Origin of the sequence: Pseudomonas sp. 43mfcvi1.1, from assembly GCF_900115935.1 — a bacterium.
Lineage (GTDB): Bacteria > Pseudomonadota > Gammaproteobacteria > Pseudomonadales > Pseudomonadaceae > Aquipseudomonas > Aquipseudomonas bijieensis.
The window spans coordinates 70,504-86,561 of the sequence record NZ_UETT01000015.1 but is presented as its reverse complement, the minus strand read 5'-3'; the positions used below and the strand labels follow the sequence as shown (position 1 = coordinate 86,561).

Here is a 16,058-nt window from a genome sequence, read left to right as displayed (position 1 = left end):
AATGCGTATCGGGTTTTTAGGAGCGCTGTAATGCCTGAGATCTATCATTTTTTCCAACAGCTGGTTAATGGCCTGACCATTGGCAGCACCTATGCCTTGATAGCCATTGGCTACACAATGGTCTACGGCATCATTGGAATGATTAACTTCGCCCATGGCGAGGTCTACATGATCGGTTCCTACGTGGCTTTCATCGCCCTTGCCGGGCTGGCCATGATGGGTATCGATTCACTGCCGCTGTTAATGACCGCCGCGTTCGTGGCGTCGATCATCGTAACCAGTGCCTATGGCTACAGTATCGAGCGCGTTGCCTACCGCCCCTTGCGTAGCAGCAACCGATTGATCCCGCTGATCTCCGCCATCGGCATGTCGATCTTCCTGCAGAACACCGTATTGCTGTCCCAGGACTCCAAGGACAAGTCGATTCCCAACCTGATCCCGGGGAGCTTCTCCTTCGGCCCGGGCGGCGCCGAAGAAGTACTGGTTTCCTACATGCAGATCCTGGTGTTCATCGTGACCCTGGTCGCCATGCTCGGGCTGACGCTGTTCATCTCCCGATCCCGCCTTGGCCGCGCCTGCCGCGCCTGCGCCGAGGACATCAAGATGGCCAACCTGCTGGGCATCAACACCAATAACATCATCGCCCTCACCTTCGTCATCGGTGCCGCGCTGGCGGCTGTCGCCGCGGTGCTGCTGAGCATGCAGTACGGCGTGATCAACCCCAACGCCGGTTTCCTGGTGGGCCTGAAGGCCTTTACCGCAGCGGTACTGGGTGGCATCGGCAGCATTCCGGGCGCGATGCTCGGCGGGCTGGTGCTTGGGGTGGCCGAAGCGTTCGGTGCCGATATCTTTGGCGACCAGTACAAGGACGTCGTGGCGTTCGGTCTCCTGGTCCTGGTCCTGTTGTTCCGGCCGACCGGCATCCTGGGCCGTCCGGAGGTTGAGAAAGTATGAACAAATATCTTAAACAGGCGCTGTTCAGCGCCGCGCTGGTCTGGGCCGTGGCCTTCCCTGTGCTGGGCCTCAAGCTGAGCATCGTCGGGGTCAACCTTGAAGTGCATGGCACCGGTCCCCTGACATTGAGCGTGATTGCCCTGTGCTCGGTGCTGATGTTCCTGCGGGTGCTGTTCAGCCAACAGGTCGGCACGCTGTTGCGCTCCAACCGCGGCCCGCTGGTTTCGCCCAAGGTCAGCCAGTTCCTGTCCCTGCCTCGCACCCAGCGCCAGATCATCATCGCGTTGATCGTGGTTGCGCTGGTCTGGCCGTTCTTCGGCTCCCGCGGCGCGGTGGACATCGCCACGCTGATCCTGATCTATGTCCTGCTGGGACTGGGCCTGAACATCGTGGTCGGCCTGGCCGGCCTGCTCGACCTGGGTTATGTGGGCTTCTACGCCGTCGGTGCCTACAGCTATGCGCTGCTGTCCCATTACTTTGGCCTGAGCTTCTGGATCTGCCTGCCCATCGCCGGGATGATGGCGGCCACCTTCGGCTTCCTGCTGGGCTTCCCGGTGCTGCGGCTGCGGGGCGACTACCTGGCCATCGTGACCCTGGGCTTCGGCGAGATCATCCGGTTGTTCCTGCGTAACCTCACCGACCTCACCGGCGGCCCCAACGGCATCAGCAACATTCCCAAGCCGACGTTCTTCGGGCTGAGCTTCGACCGCACCGCGGCCGAGGGCATGCAGACCTTCCACCAGTTCTTCGGGCTGACCTACAACCCCGTCAGCAAGGTGGTGTTCCTCTACCTGGTCGCGCTGTTGCTGGCCCTGGCCGCGCTGTTCGTCATCAACCGCCTGCTGCGCATGCCAATCGGCCGTGCATGGGAAGCGTTGCGTGAAGACGAAATCGCCTGCCGTGCCCTGGGTCTCAACCCCACCGTGATCAAGCTGTCGGCCTTCACCCTCGGTGCCGCTTTCGCTGGTTTTGCCGGTAGCTTCTTCGCCGCCCGCCAGGGCCTGGTGACGCCGGAATCCTTCACCTTCATCGAATCGGCGATCATCCTCGCCATCGTGGTACTGGGTGGGATGGGCTCGCAGCTGGGCGTGATCCTGGCAGCCATCGTGATGATCCTGCTGCCCGAAATGATGCGTGAATTCAGTGAATACCGCATGTTGATGTTCGGCGCCTTGATGGTGCTGATGATGATTTGGCGTCCTCAAGGTCTGCTGCCTATGCAACGCCCCCACATGGAGCTGCGCAAATGAGCCGCGAGATCCTCAAAGTCGAAAACTTGAGCATGCGCTTCGGCGGCTTGCTGGCGGTCAACGGCGTGGCCCTGACCGTGAAAGAGAAACAAGTGGTTGCGCTGATCGGACCGAACGGCGCGGGCAAGACCACCGTGTTCAACTGCCTGACCGGCTTCTACCAGCCCACCGGCGGCACCATCGTGCTGGACGGCGAGCCGATCCAGGGCCTGCCCGGCCATCAGATCGCCCGCAAGGGTGTAGTGCGCACCTTTCAGAACGTGCGGCTGTTCAAGGACATGACGGCGGTAGAGAACCTGTTGATCGCCCAGCATCGTCACCTGAACACCAACTTCTTTGCCGGCCTGTTCAAGACCCCGGCGTTCCGCAAAAGCGAACGCGAGGCCATGGAGTACGCCGAGTACTGGCTGGAGAAGGTCAACCTCAAGGAGTTCGCCAACCGTACCGCCGGGACCCTGGCCTACGGTCAGCAACGGCGCCTGGAAATTGCCCGCTGCATGATGACCCGTCCGCGGATCCTCATGCTCGACGAGCCGGCCGCCGGCCTGAACCCCAAGGAAACCGAAGACCTCAAAGCCCTGATCGGCGTGTTGCGTGAAGAGCACAATGTCACCGTGCTGCTGATCGAGCACGACATGAAGCTGGTCATGAGCATTTCCGACCACATCGTCGTGATCAACCAGGGCACGCCCCTGGCCAACGGCTCGCCGGAACAGATCCGCGACAATCCTGAAGTGATCAAAGCCTACCTGGGGGAAGCGTAAATGCTGCAGTTCGAAAACGTTTCCACCTTCTATGGCAAGATCCAGGCCCTGCACAGCGTCAACGTGGAGGTCCGCCAGGGCGAAATCGTGACGCTGATCGGAGCCAACGGCGCCGGCAAGTCCACCCTGCTGATGACGCTCTGCGGTTCGCCCCAGGCCCACAGCGGCAGCATCCGCTACATGGGTGAGGAACTGGTGGGCCAGGACTCGTCACACATCATGCGCAAGAGCATCGCGGTGGTGCCGGAAGGCCGTCGGGTCTTTGCCCGCCTGACCGTGGAAGAAAACCTCGCCATGGGCGGGTTCTTCACCGACAAGGGCGACTATCAGGAGCAAATGGACAAGGTGCTGCACCTTTTCCCCCGCCTGAAAGAACGCTTTACCCAGCGCGGCGGCACCATGTCCGGCGGCGAACAGCAAATGCTCGCCATCGGCCGCGCACTGATGAGCAAGCCCAAGCTGCTGCTGCTCGACGAGCCTTCGTTGGGCCTGGCGCCGATCATCATCCAGCAGATCTTCGACATCATCGAACAACTGCGCAAGGATGGCGTGACGGTGTTCCTGGTGGAGCAGAACGCCAACCAGGCGCTGAAAATCGCCGACCGGGCGTACGTGCTGGAGAACGGTCGCGTGGTGATGCAAGGCACCGGTGAAGCGCTGCTGATCGACCCGAAAGTGCGCGAGGCGTACTTGGGCGGTTGAGTCTGTCGCAATGAAAAAACGGCCTTCGGGCCGTTTTTTTTGGGGGCAAGCCTTGCTCCCACAAAAACCTACCCTCACCCCATTGGGTTTCGAAATAAAAAATCGAGAACCGCTGTAACACTTCCCCACGCCCCTTCTCTAGTTCAGCAGACCGGCGCTAACGCCGGTTCATTTCCCTGAAGAACTGGAGAATCACCATGACTGCTTCGACTCGCACCCTGTCCGCCACCGCCCTGATCCTGGCCCTGGGTTCTGCCCTGAGCATGACGGCCGTCTCGTCCGCCCACGCAGCCGACGACAACATGGAAAAATGCTTCGGCGTCGCCCTCAAAGGCATGAACAACTGCGCCGCCGGTGCCGGCACCACCTGCGCCGGCACCGCGAAAATGGACTATCAAGGCAACGCGTGGAAATCGGTCCCTAAAGGCACTTGCACCACCCTTGAAAGCAAGACCTCCCCCACCGGCTTCGGCCAACTCCAAGCGTTCAAAGCCAAGTCCTGATCGCATCTGCCTGAGGCCCACTGCCATGTCCACTGCGCTTTTCCTCGCCACTGATACCCGATTGCCGCCAAGGGCGGGTCTGGGGCTCAAGGCCGAGCATTTCCATGAAGTACTCCAGACCCAACCGGATCTGGGCTTCTTCGAAGTGCATGCGGAAAACTACATGGTGGCTGGTGGGCCGTTTCATCACTACCTGGGGCGGATACGCGAACAGTACCCGCTGTCGCTGCACGGCGTCGGCCTGTCGATCGGTGGCGAAGGGCCGCTGGATGTCACGCATTTGCGGCGCCTGGCCACACTGATCGAACGCTATCAGCCCCAGTCCTTTTCCGAACACCTGGCCTGGTCCAGCCATGGCCCGGTGTTCCTCAATGACCTGCTGCCCCTGGCCTACGACCAGGCGAGCCTCGACCGTGTCTGCGAACACGTCGATCAGGTGCAGTCCAGCCTCAAATGCCGGCTGTTGCTGGAAAACCCGGCCACTTATCTGACGTTCGAGGAATCGACCCTCGACGAACCTCACTTCATTGGCGAAGTCATTCGTCGCACCGGCTGCGGCCTGCTATTGGATGTGAACAACGTCTACGTTTCGTGCATCAACCACAGCCGCGATCCACAGGTCTACCTCGACGCCCTGCCCTTGCAAGCCACCGGCGAGATTCATCTGGCCGGGTTTGCCGAAGACGCCGACAGCCTTGGCGAGCGCCTGCTGATAGACGATCACGGGGCGCCCATCGCCAACGAAGTCTGGCAGCTGTATCGCAAGGCACTGGCGCGAACCGGGCCGGTAGCCACCCTGATCGAGCGAGACAACCACGTCCCTGCATTCGAGGTGCTGCTGGCCGAAGCGCGCCAGGCCGAGCGACTGCTAAGCGCCGCCGGAGCCCGGCCATGAGCCGCCAGAGCGAATTTGCCGCGGCCCTGCTCGATCCGCGCCAGGCCTGTCCGCCGGGCCTGATCAGCGCCAATGGCGCCGATTCCGAGAGCCGCTTCGCGGTGTACCGCAACAACGTGCTCAGCTCATTGATCAACGCCCTGGCCGACAACTATCCAGTGGTGACACAACTGGTGGGCGAGGAATTCTTCCGGGGCATGGCCGGTGTCTATGTCCAGTCGGCGGCACCACGGAGCCCGATCATGAGCGACTACGGTGCCGATTTTTCCGGTTTCATCGAACGTTTCGAACCCGCCGCCGGCGTGCCCTATCTCGCGGACGTGGCTCGCCTGGAACGGCTGCAAATCGAGGCCGGGCATGCAGCCGACGCCCAGCCCATGAGCGCGGAACAAGTCGTGGAATTACTGTCCTGCCCCACCCTCGCAGCGCATCTGAAGATCGCCTTCCACCCATCGCTGCGCCTGCTGAAATCACCTTTCGCCGTGGTCACGATCTGGGCTGCCCATCAACAAAAGCCTCTCGTAGCGTTCGAGCCGCGCGCCGCACAAAACGCCCTGGTACTGCGCAATGGCCTCGACGTGGAAGTGCTCGCGATCAGCCATGGTGCCCATGCCTTCATCACCTCCCTGCAGCAAGGCCTACCCCTGACAGCGGCAATCGAGCGCTACACCGACCTCGACCTGGAGCACCTCCTGGGGAGGCTCATCCGCCACCAGGCCATCACTGGCCTCCTATCTGAACAGGTAACCCAATGAACGCCCTGATTACTGGTTTCATTCAATGGCTGGAGAAAATCCCCCACAGCCTGATCGCCTTTATTGCCCGTTTCTCCATCGCCGCGGTGTTCTGGAAATCCGGCCAGACCAAAATCGAAGGCCTGGCCATCGACCTGTTCGACGGCACCTTCCAGATCGGCCTGCCGCATCTGGCGGACTCGACCATTCCCCTGTTCAAAAGCGAATACGCCCTGCCGTTGCTGTCGCCGGAACTGGCGGCGCATCTGGCGGCCTCTGCTGAACATGTATTCCCGGTGTTGATTCTGTTTGGCCTGGCAACACGTTTCTCGGCGATGGCCCTGCTGGGCATGACCTTGACCATTCAGCTGTTTGTCTACCCGGACGCCTACCCCACCCACGGCACTTGGGCAGCGGTATTGCTCTACCTGATGGCGCGCGGACCGGGGTTGCTGTCCATCGACCACCTGATCGCCAGGCGTTACACCCACTGACTAAACCCAGAACACCTGTGGGAGCGAGCCTGGTCGCGATAGCAATACTCGCTTCAATACAGTTGTTGGCTGACCCACCGCTATCGCGAGCAGGCTCACTCCCACAAGGTTTATTCAATGGGTTTGGACCATTATCACTTGAGCCGATCCAACGCCTCGCCACTGCGCTTGAACCAATCGATCAAGTAATCGGCCAACACCTGGGTGCGCTTGGGCAATCCGCCCTGGTACGGATGCACCAGGTACATCGGCATACGCCGAGTCTGGTAATCGCGTAGCACCCAGCGCAGGCGCCCGTCAGCCAATTCTTCATGCAGCAGATACGACGGCAGCCGGGCGATTCCGGCGCCGGCCAGGGCGGCTTTTTTCAGCAAGCTGTAGTGATTGCTGGCAAACGGCCCCGACACGCGGACCCGCAGCAGTTCGTGTTGCTGGTGATAGAGCCATTCTTCCCGGCCGCTGTAGTGGCTGTTGAGCAGGCAGCGGTGTTCGGCCAGGACCTGGGGGGTCGCGGGTTCGCCATAGTGTTCGAGATAGGCAGGGCTGGCGCAGGTCATTTCGTGCCACGCCAGCAACGGCCGGGCCACCAGCCGCTCATCGATGGCGGCGTCGGAGCGGATCGCCAGGTCGAAGCCGTCGCGGGTCAGGTCACGGTAACCGTTGTTGAGCTCCAGTTCGATCTGCACATCGGGATAGGTGCGAGCGAACTCCATCAGCAAGCCTTCGAAGAAGGTTTCGCCCAACGAAACCGGAACCGTCATACGCACCGGTCCAGAAACATCATCCTTCAATCGAGCCAATGCCTGACGTGCCCTTTCCACTTGCACCAGCAGCGCCTGGGCCTGGGGTAACAACGCCGCCCCTGCCGCCGTGAGGCTCAAGCGCCGGGTGGTACGTTGCAGCAACACCACCGAAAATCGGCTCTCCAACAGGCTGATGCGCTTGGACAACTGGCCTTTGCTGCAGCCCAACTGTTGGGCCGCCAGGGTGAAACTGCCGGCCTCTATCAACACGGCAAACGCCGCCAGGTCATCCATTTCGCTCATTGGATTGTTTCCAATTGAAAACCAAAGGTTGCCTATTAGCATGATTATCCAAGGAAAGAACCCCTCTAGACTGAAAACTCATTCAACCCATTGAGGAACAGCTCATGAAAATCCTGTTGATCGGCGCTAACGGCACCATCGGTTCGGCCATTGATAAAGAACTGTCGCCCCGCCACGAAATCATTCGGATCGGCCGCCACAGCGGTGAACTGCAGGTGGATATCAGCGACAGCGCCTCGATTCGCGCGCTGTTCGCAAAGACCGGCCGTTTTGATGCCCTGGTCTGCGCAGCGGGCAATGTCACCTTTGCCCCCCTGGCCGACATGACCGAAGACAGCTTTGCCCTGGGTTTGAAAGACAAGCTGATGGGCCAGGTGAACCTGCTGCTGATCGGCCGCGAATTCGCCAACGACGGCGCATCCTTCACCTTCACCACCGGCGTGCTCAGCCACGATCCGATCAAGAGCGGCGCGTCGGCGGCCCTAGTCAACGGTGCCCTGGACAGTTTCGTGCGCGCCGCGGCAATCGAGTTGCCACGGGGCTTGCGAGTCAACTCGGTGAGCCCGAACGTGTTGGTGGAAGCCATGGGCAAATACGCCCCCTACTTCCGTGGCTACAAACCGGTGCCAGCCGCCGATGTGGCATTGGCCTACGCCAAGAGTGTCGAAGGCCTACAAACCGGTCAGACCTTTCACGTGGGCTGACACCCCTTGTGATGCAGGAACAGTCTGAGTAACGTGGCGGCACTTGTCTGGAGACCCAATGATGCGTGCCGCCCGCTCCCTGCTGTTTGTCGCCCTCCTGCCGCTCTTTGCCGGCTGCCAATTGCTCGACGCCCCGCGCCAGAGCGTGTCCCACGCCGACCAGACGCGCATGCAGGGCGAACTCACGGCGGCCGATGGCAAGCTGGTGTTCCAACCATGCCAGGAACAGCGCCGCTACATCGTCAACGACAGCGGTGGTACCAGCGTGCTGCAACAGGCCGCCAGCCTGGCCGATGAACAGGGCAAACTGTTTGCCGATATGCGCGGTCGTATCGGCTCCAGCGCGGCGGCCGGCACCGATAGCCAGTTGGAGGTGGAGCAGCTGTATCGCCTGGAACGGTCGAGCACCGCATGCAATGACGAAAATTTCAGACTGTTGATCCTGCGCGCCGCCGGCCATGGCCCCGAGTGGAACCTCAAGGCCAGCGGCAAGGGCCTGGTGCTCGAACGTGAGGGCCAGCCGCCACTGGCGGTGCCTTACATGGAGGAGCAACTGGGTGATGGTCGCCTCAACATCAGCACCGAAGCCAACGGCCAGAAGGTCGAGCTCTGGCTGGCCACCCAGCGCTGCGTCGACAGCGTCACCGGCAGTGTGCAACACATGAGCGCCGAACTGCGGGTCAACGGACAGGTCCAGCGCGGCTGCGCCTATTTCGGCGGCGCGCGCAACGACTGACTCACAGGTTTTGGCTTATAATCGCCGGTTCACGCCCTGATGCAGTTGTGCATCCCGCGAACCGGACCCCGCCATGTTACGAATCACCGAACTCAAGCTGCCAATCGATCATCCCGAAGAAGACCTGCGCCCCGCCATCGTGCAACGCCTGGGCATCGCCAGCGATGATCTGCTCGATTTCACCTTGTTCAAGCGCAGCTACGACGCGCGCAAGAAATCCTCCGAACTGTGCTTCATCTACACCATCGACCTGACGGTGCACGATGAAGCCAGCCTGCTGCGCAAGTTCGCCGATGACCGTAACGTCAACGAGGCGCCGGATGTCAGCTACAAAGTGGTCGGCCAGGCACCAGCCGACCTGAGCGAACGGCCAATCGTGGTCGGCTTTGGCCCGTGCGGGATCTTCGCCGCCATGTTGCTGGCACAGATGGGCTTCAAGCCGATCATCCTCGAACGCGGCCCGGAAGTACGCCAGCGCACCAAGGACACCTGGGGCCTGTGGCGCAAAAGCGTGCTCAACCCCGAGTCCAACGTGCAGTTCGGTGAAGGCGGCGCGGGGACGTTTTCCGACGGCAAGCTCTACAGCCAGATCAAGGATCCGAAATTCCTCGGTCGCAAGGTCCTGCACGAATTCGTCAAGGCCGGCGCACCGGAAGAAATCCTCTACGTCAGCAAGCCGCACATCGGTACGTTCCGCCTGACAGGCGTAGTGGAAAACATGCGTGAGCAAATTCGCGCCCTGGGCGGTGAAGTGCGCTTCCAGCAGCGCGTCACCGATGTACTGATCGAGGACGGCCAGTTGGTCGGCGTCGAACTGGCCAGCGGTGAACGGATTCATTCCAGGCATGTGATCCTGGCCCTGGGCCACAGCGCCCGGGACACCTTCCGCATGCTCCACAGCCGTGGCGTGTACATGGAAGCCAAACCGTTCTCGGTGGGTTTCCGGATCGAACACCCGCAATCGCTGATCGACAGCGCACGCCTGGGCAAGTACGCCGGCCACCCGAAACTGGGGGCCGCCGACTACAAACTGGTGCACCACGCCAAGAACGGTCGCTCGGTGTACAGCTTCTGCATGTGCCCGGGCGGTACCGTGGTGGCCGCGACCTCCGAGCCGAACCGCGTCGTGACCAACGGCATGAGCCAGTATTCACGCAACGAGCGCAACGCCAACTCCGGCATCGTCGTCGGCATTACTCCGGAAGTGGATTATCCGGGTGGCCCACTGGCCGGGATCGAGTTGCAGGAGCGCCTGGAGTCCCACGCGTTCGTGCTCGGCGGCAGCAACTACGAGGCCCCGGCGCAACTGGTGGGCGATTTCATCGCCGGCAAGCCGTCCACGGCACTGGGCAGCGTCGAACCGTCCTACAAACCCGGCGTCTCCCTGGGCGACCTGGCCCTGGCCCTGCCGGACTTCGCCATCGAAGCCATCCGTGAAGCCCTGCCAGCGTTCGAGAAACAGATTCGCGGTTATTCGCTGCACGATGCGGTGCTGACCGGGATCGAAACCCGCACCTCGTCGCCCCTGCGCATTACCCGCAACGAATCGCTGCAGAGCCTGAACGTCAAGGGCTTGTTTCCCGCCGGTGAAGGCGCCGGTTATGCGGGCGGGATTTTGTCGGCGGGCGTGGACGGGATCCGGATTGCCGAGGCGGTGGCGCGGGATATCCTGGGGCTGGAGGCCTGACAGAAGCGTCCTTGTGAGGGCAATGCTGTTCACTCAAGGCCGAATTTGCTTAAGTGAACAGCATGACCCTGTGGGAGCGAGCCTGCTCGCGATGGCGGCCTGGCATTCAACACAGATGTTGACTGGTCCGCCGCTATCGCGAGCAGGCTCGCTCCCACAAGGGATTCCGGTGTTTTCAAGGTTCAGATATTCGCCCGCAACACACTCTCTGGCAACGCATCTCCCCTCTCCACACTCGCCGCCACGGCCGCCATCAGCCCGCTCAACTCATAGCCCTGGGCTTTGAGCCACGCGGGGTCGTAATAGGTCGTGGCATAGCGCTCGCCGCCGTCACACAAAATCGCCACGATCGATCCCGACTCCCCTGCCTCCATCATCTGCTTCGCGGCGATCAACGCACCGATCAGGTTGGTACCGCTGGAACCACCAACCCGTCGTCCCAAGCGCTCGGCCAGGTAATGCATGGCCGCCAGTGACAGGGCGTCCGGGACCTTGACCATCGCATCGATGACTTTGGGCAAGAACGACGCCTCGACCCGTGGTCGGCCGATACCCTCGATGCGCGAGCCGCAATCCATGCGCAGATTGGCATCGCCGCTGCGGTAGTAGTCGAAGAACACCGAACGCTCGGCGTCGGCACACAACACCCGGGTGCCGTGCTGGCGATAACGCACGTAGCGCCCCAGGGTGGCCGTGGTGCCGCCCGTGCCGGGACTGGAAATCAGCCAGCTTGGCTCCGGATGCCGCTCGAAGCGCATCTGCTGGAAGATCGATTCGGCAATGTTGTTATTGGCCCGCCAGTCCGTGGCGCGCTCGGCATAGGTGAACTGGTCGATGAAATGCCCGTCATGCTCGCGGGCCAGGCGTTCGGATTCGGCGTAGATCTGCGTCGGATCGTCCACCAGATGGCTCTGGCCGCCATAGAAGGCGATCTGTGCGATTTTTTCCCTGGAGGTGGTCGCTGGCATCACTGCAATGAACGGCAGGCCCAGCAGACGGGCAAAGTACGCCTCCGAAATGGCTGTCGAACCGCTGGAAGCTTCGATCACCGGCGCCCCAGGCTTGAGCCAACCGTTACACAACGCATAGAGAAACAGCGAACGGGCCAGCCGATGCTTGAGGCTGCCAGTGGGATGGCTGGACTCATCCTTGAAATACAGTTCGATGCCCGGCAGGCCAGGCAGCGATAGCGGAATCAGGTGGGTATCGGCGCTGCGCTGGAAGTCAGCCTCGATGATGCGGATCGCTTCGCGCGCCCACTGGCGGTGGTCGTTCATGGTGTTTTCTCACTGGATCGGTTCGACGCGGGGAACCTGACGGTCATGCAGGCGCGACTTTGGTCTCGGAAAAACCAGGCACAAGCTTAGGAAAAAACCGACAGCGCGCACAGGTACAGCTAAGGTCCAATATGCGCCGTAACTGCCCGACCGCGCCGTGCAGGCGTTGTAGCGTCATATAACAAAAAAGAATATAACTTTTGTTTTAACAACTAACAGTACGGGTTAGGGTGTGCCATCTTTTTGATTCGATGAATGGAGAGCGATCGTGGCTCTACGTAATTCTCTGACACGTTTTTTCCAGCTGGAGGCGGCCAGTGGCCTGCTGCTGATCGCTGCCGCCGTACTGGCCCTGGCCATCAATAATTCGCCGCTGTCCTGGCTGTATAACGGCCTGCTGGACACCCCGGTGGTGGCCCAGGTCGGCGCGCTGAAAATCGCCAAACCCTTGCTGCTATGGATCAATGACGGCCTGATGGCGATGTTCTTCCTGCTCATCGGCCTGGAGGTCAAGCGCGAGGTCCTCGACGGGCAACTGTCGAAACCTTCGCAAATCGTCCTGCCGGGCGCGGCGGCGATTGGCGGCATGGTGGTGCCGGCGCTGATCTACTGGTTCCTCAACCGTGACAATCCCCCCGCCCTCGCCGGCTGGGCAATCCCGACGGCCACCGACATCGCGTTCGCCCTCGGCGTGCTGGCCTTGCTCGGCAAGCGGGTGCCGGTGTCGCTCAAGCTGTTCCTGATGACCCTGGCGATCATCGACGACCTGGGCGCCATTATCATCATCGCCATCTTCTACTCCGGCGCCCTGTCGACCTTGTCGCTCATGCTGGCAGCTGCCTGCATCGCCGCATTGGTGGCGATGAACAGGATGGGCGTGGTCAAGCTCGGGCCCTACATGGTCGTGGGCCTGATCCTCTGGGTCTGCGTACTCAAGAGCGGTGTCCACGCCACCTTGGCCGGTGTGACCCTGGCGTTCTGCATCCCGCTGCGCACGAAGAATGCCGAATCTTCACCGCTGCTGAGCCTGGAGCATGCACTGCATCCCTGGGTGGCCTACGGCATCCTGCCGCTATTCGCCTTCGCCAACGCCGGCCTGTCCCTGAGTGGCGTCACCGTCGAAAGCTTCACCCATCACGTGCCGATGGGTATCGCGATCGGCCTGTTACTGGGCAAGACCGTCGGCGTCTTCGGCCTGACCTGGCTGGCCGTGAAAATCGGCATTGCCAGCCTGCCCGCCGGCGCCAATTGGGGTCAGGTACTGGGCGTGGCGATCCTGTGTGGCATCGGGTTCACCATGAGCCTGTTCGTCGGCTCCCTGGCGTTCGAGCCTGGCGTGAGTGACTACGCCGGCATGGATCGGATGGGGATTCTCACCGGTTCGATCCTCGCGGCGTTGTTGGGTTACGCGGTGACAGCGGCGTCCAGTCGCAAGCAGCCTGCATTGCCAAGCTGATTCCTGGCTGCCTGAGGGGTGCGTATATCCATTGCTGCGGTAACGGCTATGTACACCGCCCCGCCCCCGGAAACAAAGCCATAAAAAAACGGCGCCTTCCGTCCAGGACAAGGCGCCGTTTTCTCAAACAATTCCAGCTTAGTGGGATACGCGACTCGTACCATCCACAGTGGAAATACGAACCCGCTCACCCACACGGAACACCTCGTTTTCCTGAACCTGCTGCACATAGGCACGCATGCTGCCGTCATCTTCACGAACGGTGATTTCCACACCCTGGGTACGGGTCAGGCCTTCTTCGGTGGCGGAGCCGATCAGGCCACCGGCCACAGCGCCAATCACTGCGGCGACGATGCTGCCACGACCGCCACCGATGGCGCTACCGCCTACACCACCGACCACGGCACCGGCCGCACCACCGATAGGGGTCTTGGTGCCTTCGATCTTGACCGGACGCAGGGATTCGATGGTCCCCATGCGAATCGTCTGCACGCGACGCGCTTCGTCACGGGAATAGGAGTCACCGGTCAGGCTCGACTGACAGCCAGTGAGCAACATCGCCATCGTGGAAAAGGAAGCAACCAGCAAAACAGACTTACGCATAGCATCAACTCCAAAAGACAGGGATTCATTAAACTCCGCGACTTGACGCCTGTCACGGTCTCGCCGGGATAAAATTGTTTTCATTCAGGTGGGATACAGGCGCACCGGAAAAATTCACCCAACAGTAGCGCCAATTTCCAAAACCTGCGTCATCAACCCGGGGATTTTTCATGGATTATTTCATTATCGTCGCGATCACCGTGGCCGGCTTGTACTTCCACTGGTGGTTGTACGTACGGATCAAACGCTGGATGGACCGCGACCTGGCGCTGTCCCTGGCGGGGCAGGATGAACGGAAAAAGACCTACATGCTGCAACAACTGGCCCGCGCCCGGGAGCAAGGCATCAAGCGCCGGGACTTGCCGCAATGGCTTCAAACCGCTGCGGCAGGTTATCGCGGCTAAGGCGCCAGGCGCTCGCGAATCCAGTTCGTCCCTTGCAGACGATAGTTGAGGCGATCGTGCAGGCGGCTCGGACGGCCTTGCCAGAACTCGATGCGCTCGGGCAGCAAACGATAACCACCCCAATGCTCCGGGCAGTGCGGCTGGCTGTCGCTGAAACGTTGTTCGGTGGCCTTGAGCAAGTCGTCCAGCTCAGCGCGCCCTGAAATCACCCGGCTCTGGGGGGAAGCCCAGGCGCCGAGACGGCTGCCCAGCGGGCGAACCTGATAATAGGCGTCCGACTCCTGCGCCGTGACCTTGACCACTTTGCCTTCGATGCGCACCTGGCGTTCCAGGGCCGGCCAGAAAAACGTCATGGCCGCGAATGGATTCGCGGCCAGTTGCTGGCCCTTGGCGCTGTCGTAGTTGGTGAAGAACGTGAAGCCCAAGGCATCCAGGCCCTTGAGCAGCAGAATTCGACAGTGCGGTCGCCCTTGTGCATCCACCGTGGCCAGGGTCATGGCGTTAGCCTCAACCGGAGCCTGCTCGGTTTTCACCGCGTCGGCGAACCATTGGTGGAACAATGCAAACGGCTCGGCCGGGGCTTGTGCCTCGGTCAAGCCATCGCGGGTGTAGTCGCGGCGCATATCAGCCAGCGGTTGGGTCATGGCGCGTTCCTTGTGGTTAGCCCATCACTGCTTGGGAGTATCGGCGGCCGCGACTTTCTTGGTATCGGTGGCGGCTTTGGCCGGTTGGGGTTTCTTCGCCGCAGTAGTGGCCTTGGCTGGCGCTTTCTTCGCCGGAGCCTTGGCCGCGGCTTTTTTGGCCGGAGCCTTCTTGGCCGTTGAGGTCACGGCTTTTTTAGCCGCAGGCGCTGGGGTCGGGGCTGCGGGCTTCACGTCCTGGGCCGCCACCAGCGTCACCGGCGCAGGGGCCGGCATGTTGTACTTGCTCAGCAGCGCAACCATGGTGTTGGCCGGCGTGACCAGCAGTTCCACGCGACGGTTCAAGGCACGGCCTTCCACGCTGTCGTTGGCCGCACGAGGTGCCACTGCGCCCATGCCACGCAGCATCAGGCGATCACGTTGCAGGCCGCTGAGACGGAAAATCGCCGCCACGGACTGGGCACGCTCCTGGCTGAGCTTCAAGTTCGCAGGCGCGGCGCCCGAAGTATCGGCGTGGCCGAGGATCAGCACAGCGGTCTTCGGGTCGGCTTCAAGGATCTTCGCCACGCGTGTGAACGGGCCGAGGGTCACGGGCAGCAGCATGGCCGGACGGTCTGGGTTGAAGGAGCCGTCCACGGGCGCGGTAACCACCAACACGTTGTCGCGACGTTCGAGTTCGAGCTTGCTGTCCTTGATGGCTGTGCGCAGCTTCGGTTCGTAGTCGTCGAGCCAGGCCTGGGTGACTTTCGGATCGGGCATCGGCACCGCCTTGGCGGTTTCCTGGTCCTTGCCGCCGAACGGCCACCACCACTTGCCGTTGCTTTCGGCTTCGGCCTTGGCAACGGCCGGCGCCTTGGCTTCAGGCTTGTCTTGAGGCTTGACGTCATCTTTCTTCGCGACGTCAGCAGCGTCATCGGAAGAGAACGGCCACCACCAGTGCGTAGCGCTCTCGGCCTTGGCTTGCGGAGCGACGGCGGCCGGTTTCAGGGGCGCCGCGGGTGTCGTTTCCTTGGCTACCACCTTGTCGGAAGAGCCGAACGGCCACCAGCTACTGCCGGCCTCGGCATCATTTTGTGGGGTTTGTGCGCAACCGGTGATAGCGAAGCACAGCGCCAGAGCGAGGGTTTTATTCGATGACATTGGATATCCACAAAATGATCTAAATGAAAAAACAAAAGGCCATGTTCGGGCCGCATAAACAGACGCTT

At 61.5% G+C, this 16,058-nt stretch carries 18 protein-coding genes; 13 read left to right on the top strand and 5 right to left on the bottom strand.

The features are described from left to right. The first annotated feature begins 30 nt into the window (after positions 1–30). The 8 genes from livH to DTP52_RS24810 all read left to right on the top strand — a co-directional run bounded on the left by livH (position 31) and on the right by DTP52_RS24810 (position 6,296). The gene (gene livH / locus DTP52_RS24845) at positions 31–954 is read left to right on the top strand and encodes a high-affinity branched-chain amino acid ABC transporter permease LivH (protein WP_109755720.1); all 924 of its coding nucleotides are present in this window, start codon (positions 31–33) and stop codon (positions 952–954) included. Beyond that, a complete protein-coding gene (locus DTP52_RS24840; RefSeq protein ID WP_109755719.1) occupies positions 951–2,204 on the top strand; it encodes a high-affinity branched-chain amino acid ABC transporter permease LivM in 1,254 nt (417 codons plus the stop codon). Before livH ends, DTP52_RS24840 begins: the two co-directional genes overlap by 4 nt. Then, a complete protein-coding gene (gene livG, locus DTP52_RS24835) occupies positions 2,201–2,968 on the top strand; it encodes a high-affinity branched-chain amino acid ABC transporter ATP-binding protein LivG (RefSeq protein WP_014336890.1) in 768 nt (255 codons plus the stop codon). The genes DTP52_RS24840 and livG overlap by 4 nt, the downstream gene beginning before the upstream one ends. Next, entirely contained in the window at positions 2,969–3,670 is a 702-nt protein-coding gene (locus tag DTP52_RS24830) for an ABC transporter ATP-binding protein (protein ID WP_109755718.1), read from the top strand. A gap of 197 nt (positions 3,671–3,867) precedes the next feature. Beyond that, positions 3,868–4,173: a DUF2282 domain-containing protein gene (locus DTP52_RS24825; protein WP_109755717.1), complete on the top strand. Its 306-nt coding sequence runs from the start codon at positions 3,868–3,870 to the stop codon at positions 4,171–4,173. A 25-nt stretch (positions 4,174–4,198) separates the two neighbouring features. Continuing rightward, on the top strand, positions 4,199–5,068 hold the full coding sequence (locus tag DTP52_RS24820) for a DUF692 domain-containing protein (RefSeq protein WP_109755716.1): 870 nt from the start codon (positions 4,199–4,201) through the stop codon (positions 5,066–5,068). Then, positions 5,065–5,823: a DUF2063 domain-containing protein gene (locus DTP52_RS24815; protein ID WP_109755715.1), complete on the top strand. Its 759-nt coding sequence runs from the start codon at positions 5,065–5,067 to the stop codon at positions 5,821–5,823. Before DTP52_RS24820 ends, DTP52_RS24815 begins: the two co-directional genes overlap by 4 nt. Continuing rightward, positions 5,820–6,296: a DoxX family protein gene (locus DTP52_RS24810; RefSeq protein ID WP_109755714.1), complete on the top strand. Its 477-nt coding sequence runs from the start codon at positions 5,820–5,822 to the stop codon at positions 6,294–6,296. The genes DTP52_RS24815 and DTP52_RS24810 overlap by 4 nt, the downstream gene beginning before the upstream one ends. A 134-nt stretch (positions 6,297–6,430) precedes the next feature. On the opposite strand, the gene DTP52_RS24805 is transcribed toward DTP52_RS24810, so the two are convergent. Continuing rightward, the gene (locus tag DTP52_RS24805; RefSeq protein ID WP_109755713.1) at positions 6,431–7,342 is read right to left on the bottom strand and encodes a LysR family transcriptional regulator; all 912 of its coding nucleotides are present in this window, start codon (positions 7,340–7,342) and stop codon (positions 6,431–6,433) included. A 104-nt stretch (positions 7,343–7,446) separates the two neighbouring features. Between DTP52_RS24805 and DTP52_RS24800 the strand changes: the two genes are divergently transcribed. The 3 genes from DTP52_RS24800 (at position 7,447) to DTP52_RS24790 (ending at position 10,469) form a co-directional block, all read left to right on the top strand. Next, entirely contained in the window at positions 7,447–8,046 is a 600-nt protein-coding gene (locus DTP52_RS24800; protein ID WP_109755712.1) for a short chain dehydrogenase, read from the top strand. Between the two features lie 61 nt (positions 8,047–8,107). Continuing rightward, positions 8,108–8,782: a COG3650 family protein gene (locus DTP52_RS24795; RefSeq protein WP_109755799.1), complete on the top strand. Its 675-nt coding sequence runs from the start codon at positions 8,108–8,110 to the stop codon at positions 8,780–8,782. Between the two features lie 73 nt (positions 8,783–8,855). Beyond that, a complete protein-coding gene (locus DTP52_RS24790) occupies positions 8,856–10,469 on the top strand; it encodes an NAD(P)/FAD-dependent oxidoreductase (RefSeq protein ID WP_109755711.1) in 1,614 nt (537 codons plus the stop codon). Positions 10,470–10,651: 182 nt separating this feature from the next. On the opposite strand, the gene DTP52_RS24785 is transcribed toward DTP52_RS24790, so the two are convergent. Then, positions 10,652–11,746, bottom strand: a complete 1,095-nt coding sequence (locus tag DTP52_RS24785) for a PLP-dependent cysteine synthase family protein (protein WP_109755710.1) — start codon at positions 11,744–11,746, stop codon at positions 10,652–10,654. A gap of 268 nt (positions 11,747–12,014) precedes the next feature. On the opposite strand from DTP52_RS24785, the gene nhaA reads away from it, so the two are divergent. Beyond that, positions 12,015–13,202 (top strand): Na+/H+ antiporter NhaA, encoded by a 1,188-nt coding sequence (gene nhaA, locus DTP52_RS24780; RefSeq protein WP_109755709.1) that lies wholly within the window; start codon positions 12,015–12,017, stop codon positions 13,200–13,202. Between the two features lie 138 nt (positions 13,203–13,340). Here nhaA and DTP52_RS24775 read toward each other — a convergent pair whose 3' ends face one another. Further along, entirely contained in the window at positions 13,341–13,805 is a 465-nt protein-coding gene (locus tag DTP52_RS24775; RefSeq protein WP_003184697.1) for a glycine zipper 2TM domain-containing protein, read from the bottom strand. 170 nt (positions 13,806–13,975) lie between these two features. Between DTP52_RS24775 and DTP52_RS24770 the strand changes: the two genes are divergently transcribed. Then, entirely contained in the window at positions 13,976–14,209 is a 234-nt protein-coding gene (locus tag DTP52_RS24770; RefSeq protein ID WP_109755708.1) for a hypothetical protein, read from the top strand. On the opposite strand, the gene pdxH is transcribed toward DTP52_RS24770, so the two are convergent. Both pdxH and DTP52_RS24760 read right to left on the bottom strand, forming a co-directional pair. After that, positions 14,206–14,853, bottom strand: a complete 648-nt coding sequence (pdxH, locus tag DTP52_RS24765) for a pyridoxamine 5'-phosphate oxidase (RefSeq protein WP_109755707.1) — start codon at positions 14,851–14,853, stop codon at positions 14,206–14,208. The genes DTP52_RS24770 and pdxH overlap by 4 nt on opposite strands. A gap of 24 nt (positions 14,854–14,877) precedes the next feature. Continuing rightward, complete coding sequence (locus DTP52_RS24760; RefSeq protein WP_109755706.1) at positions 14,878–15,990, bottom strand: OmpA family protein; 1,113 nt, start codon at positions 15,988–15,990, stop codon at positions 14,878–14,880. Positions 15,991–16,058 lie beyond the last annotated feature (68 nt).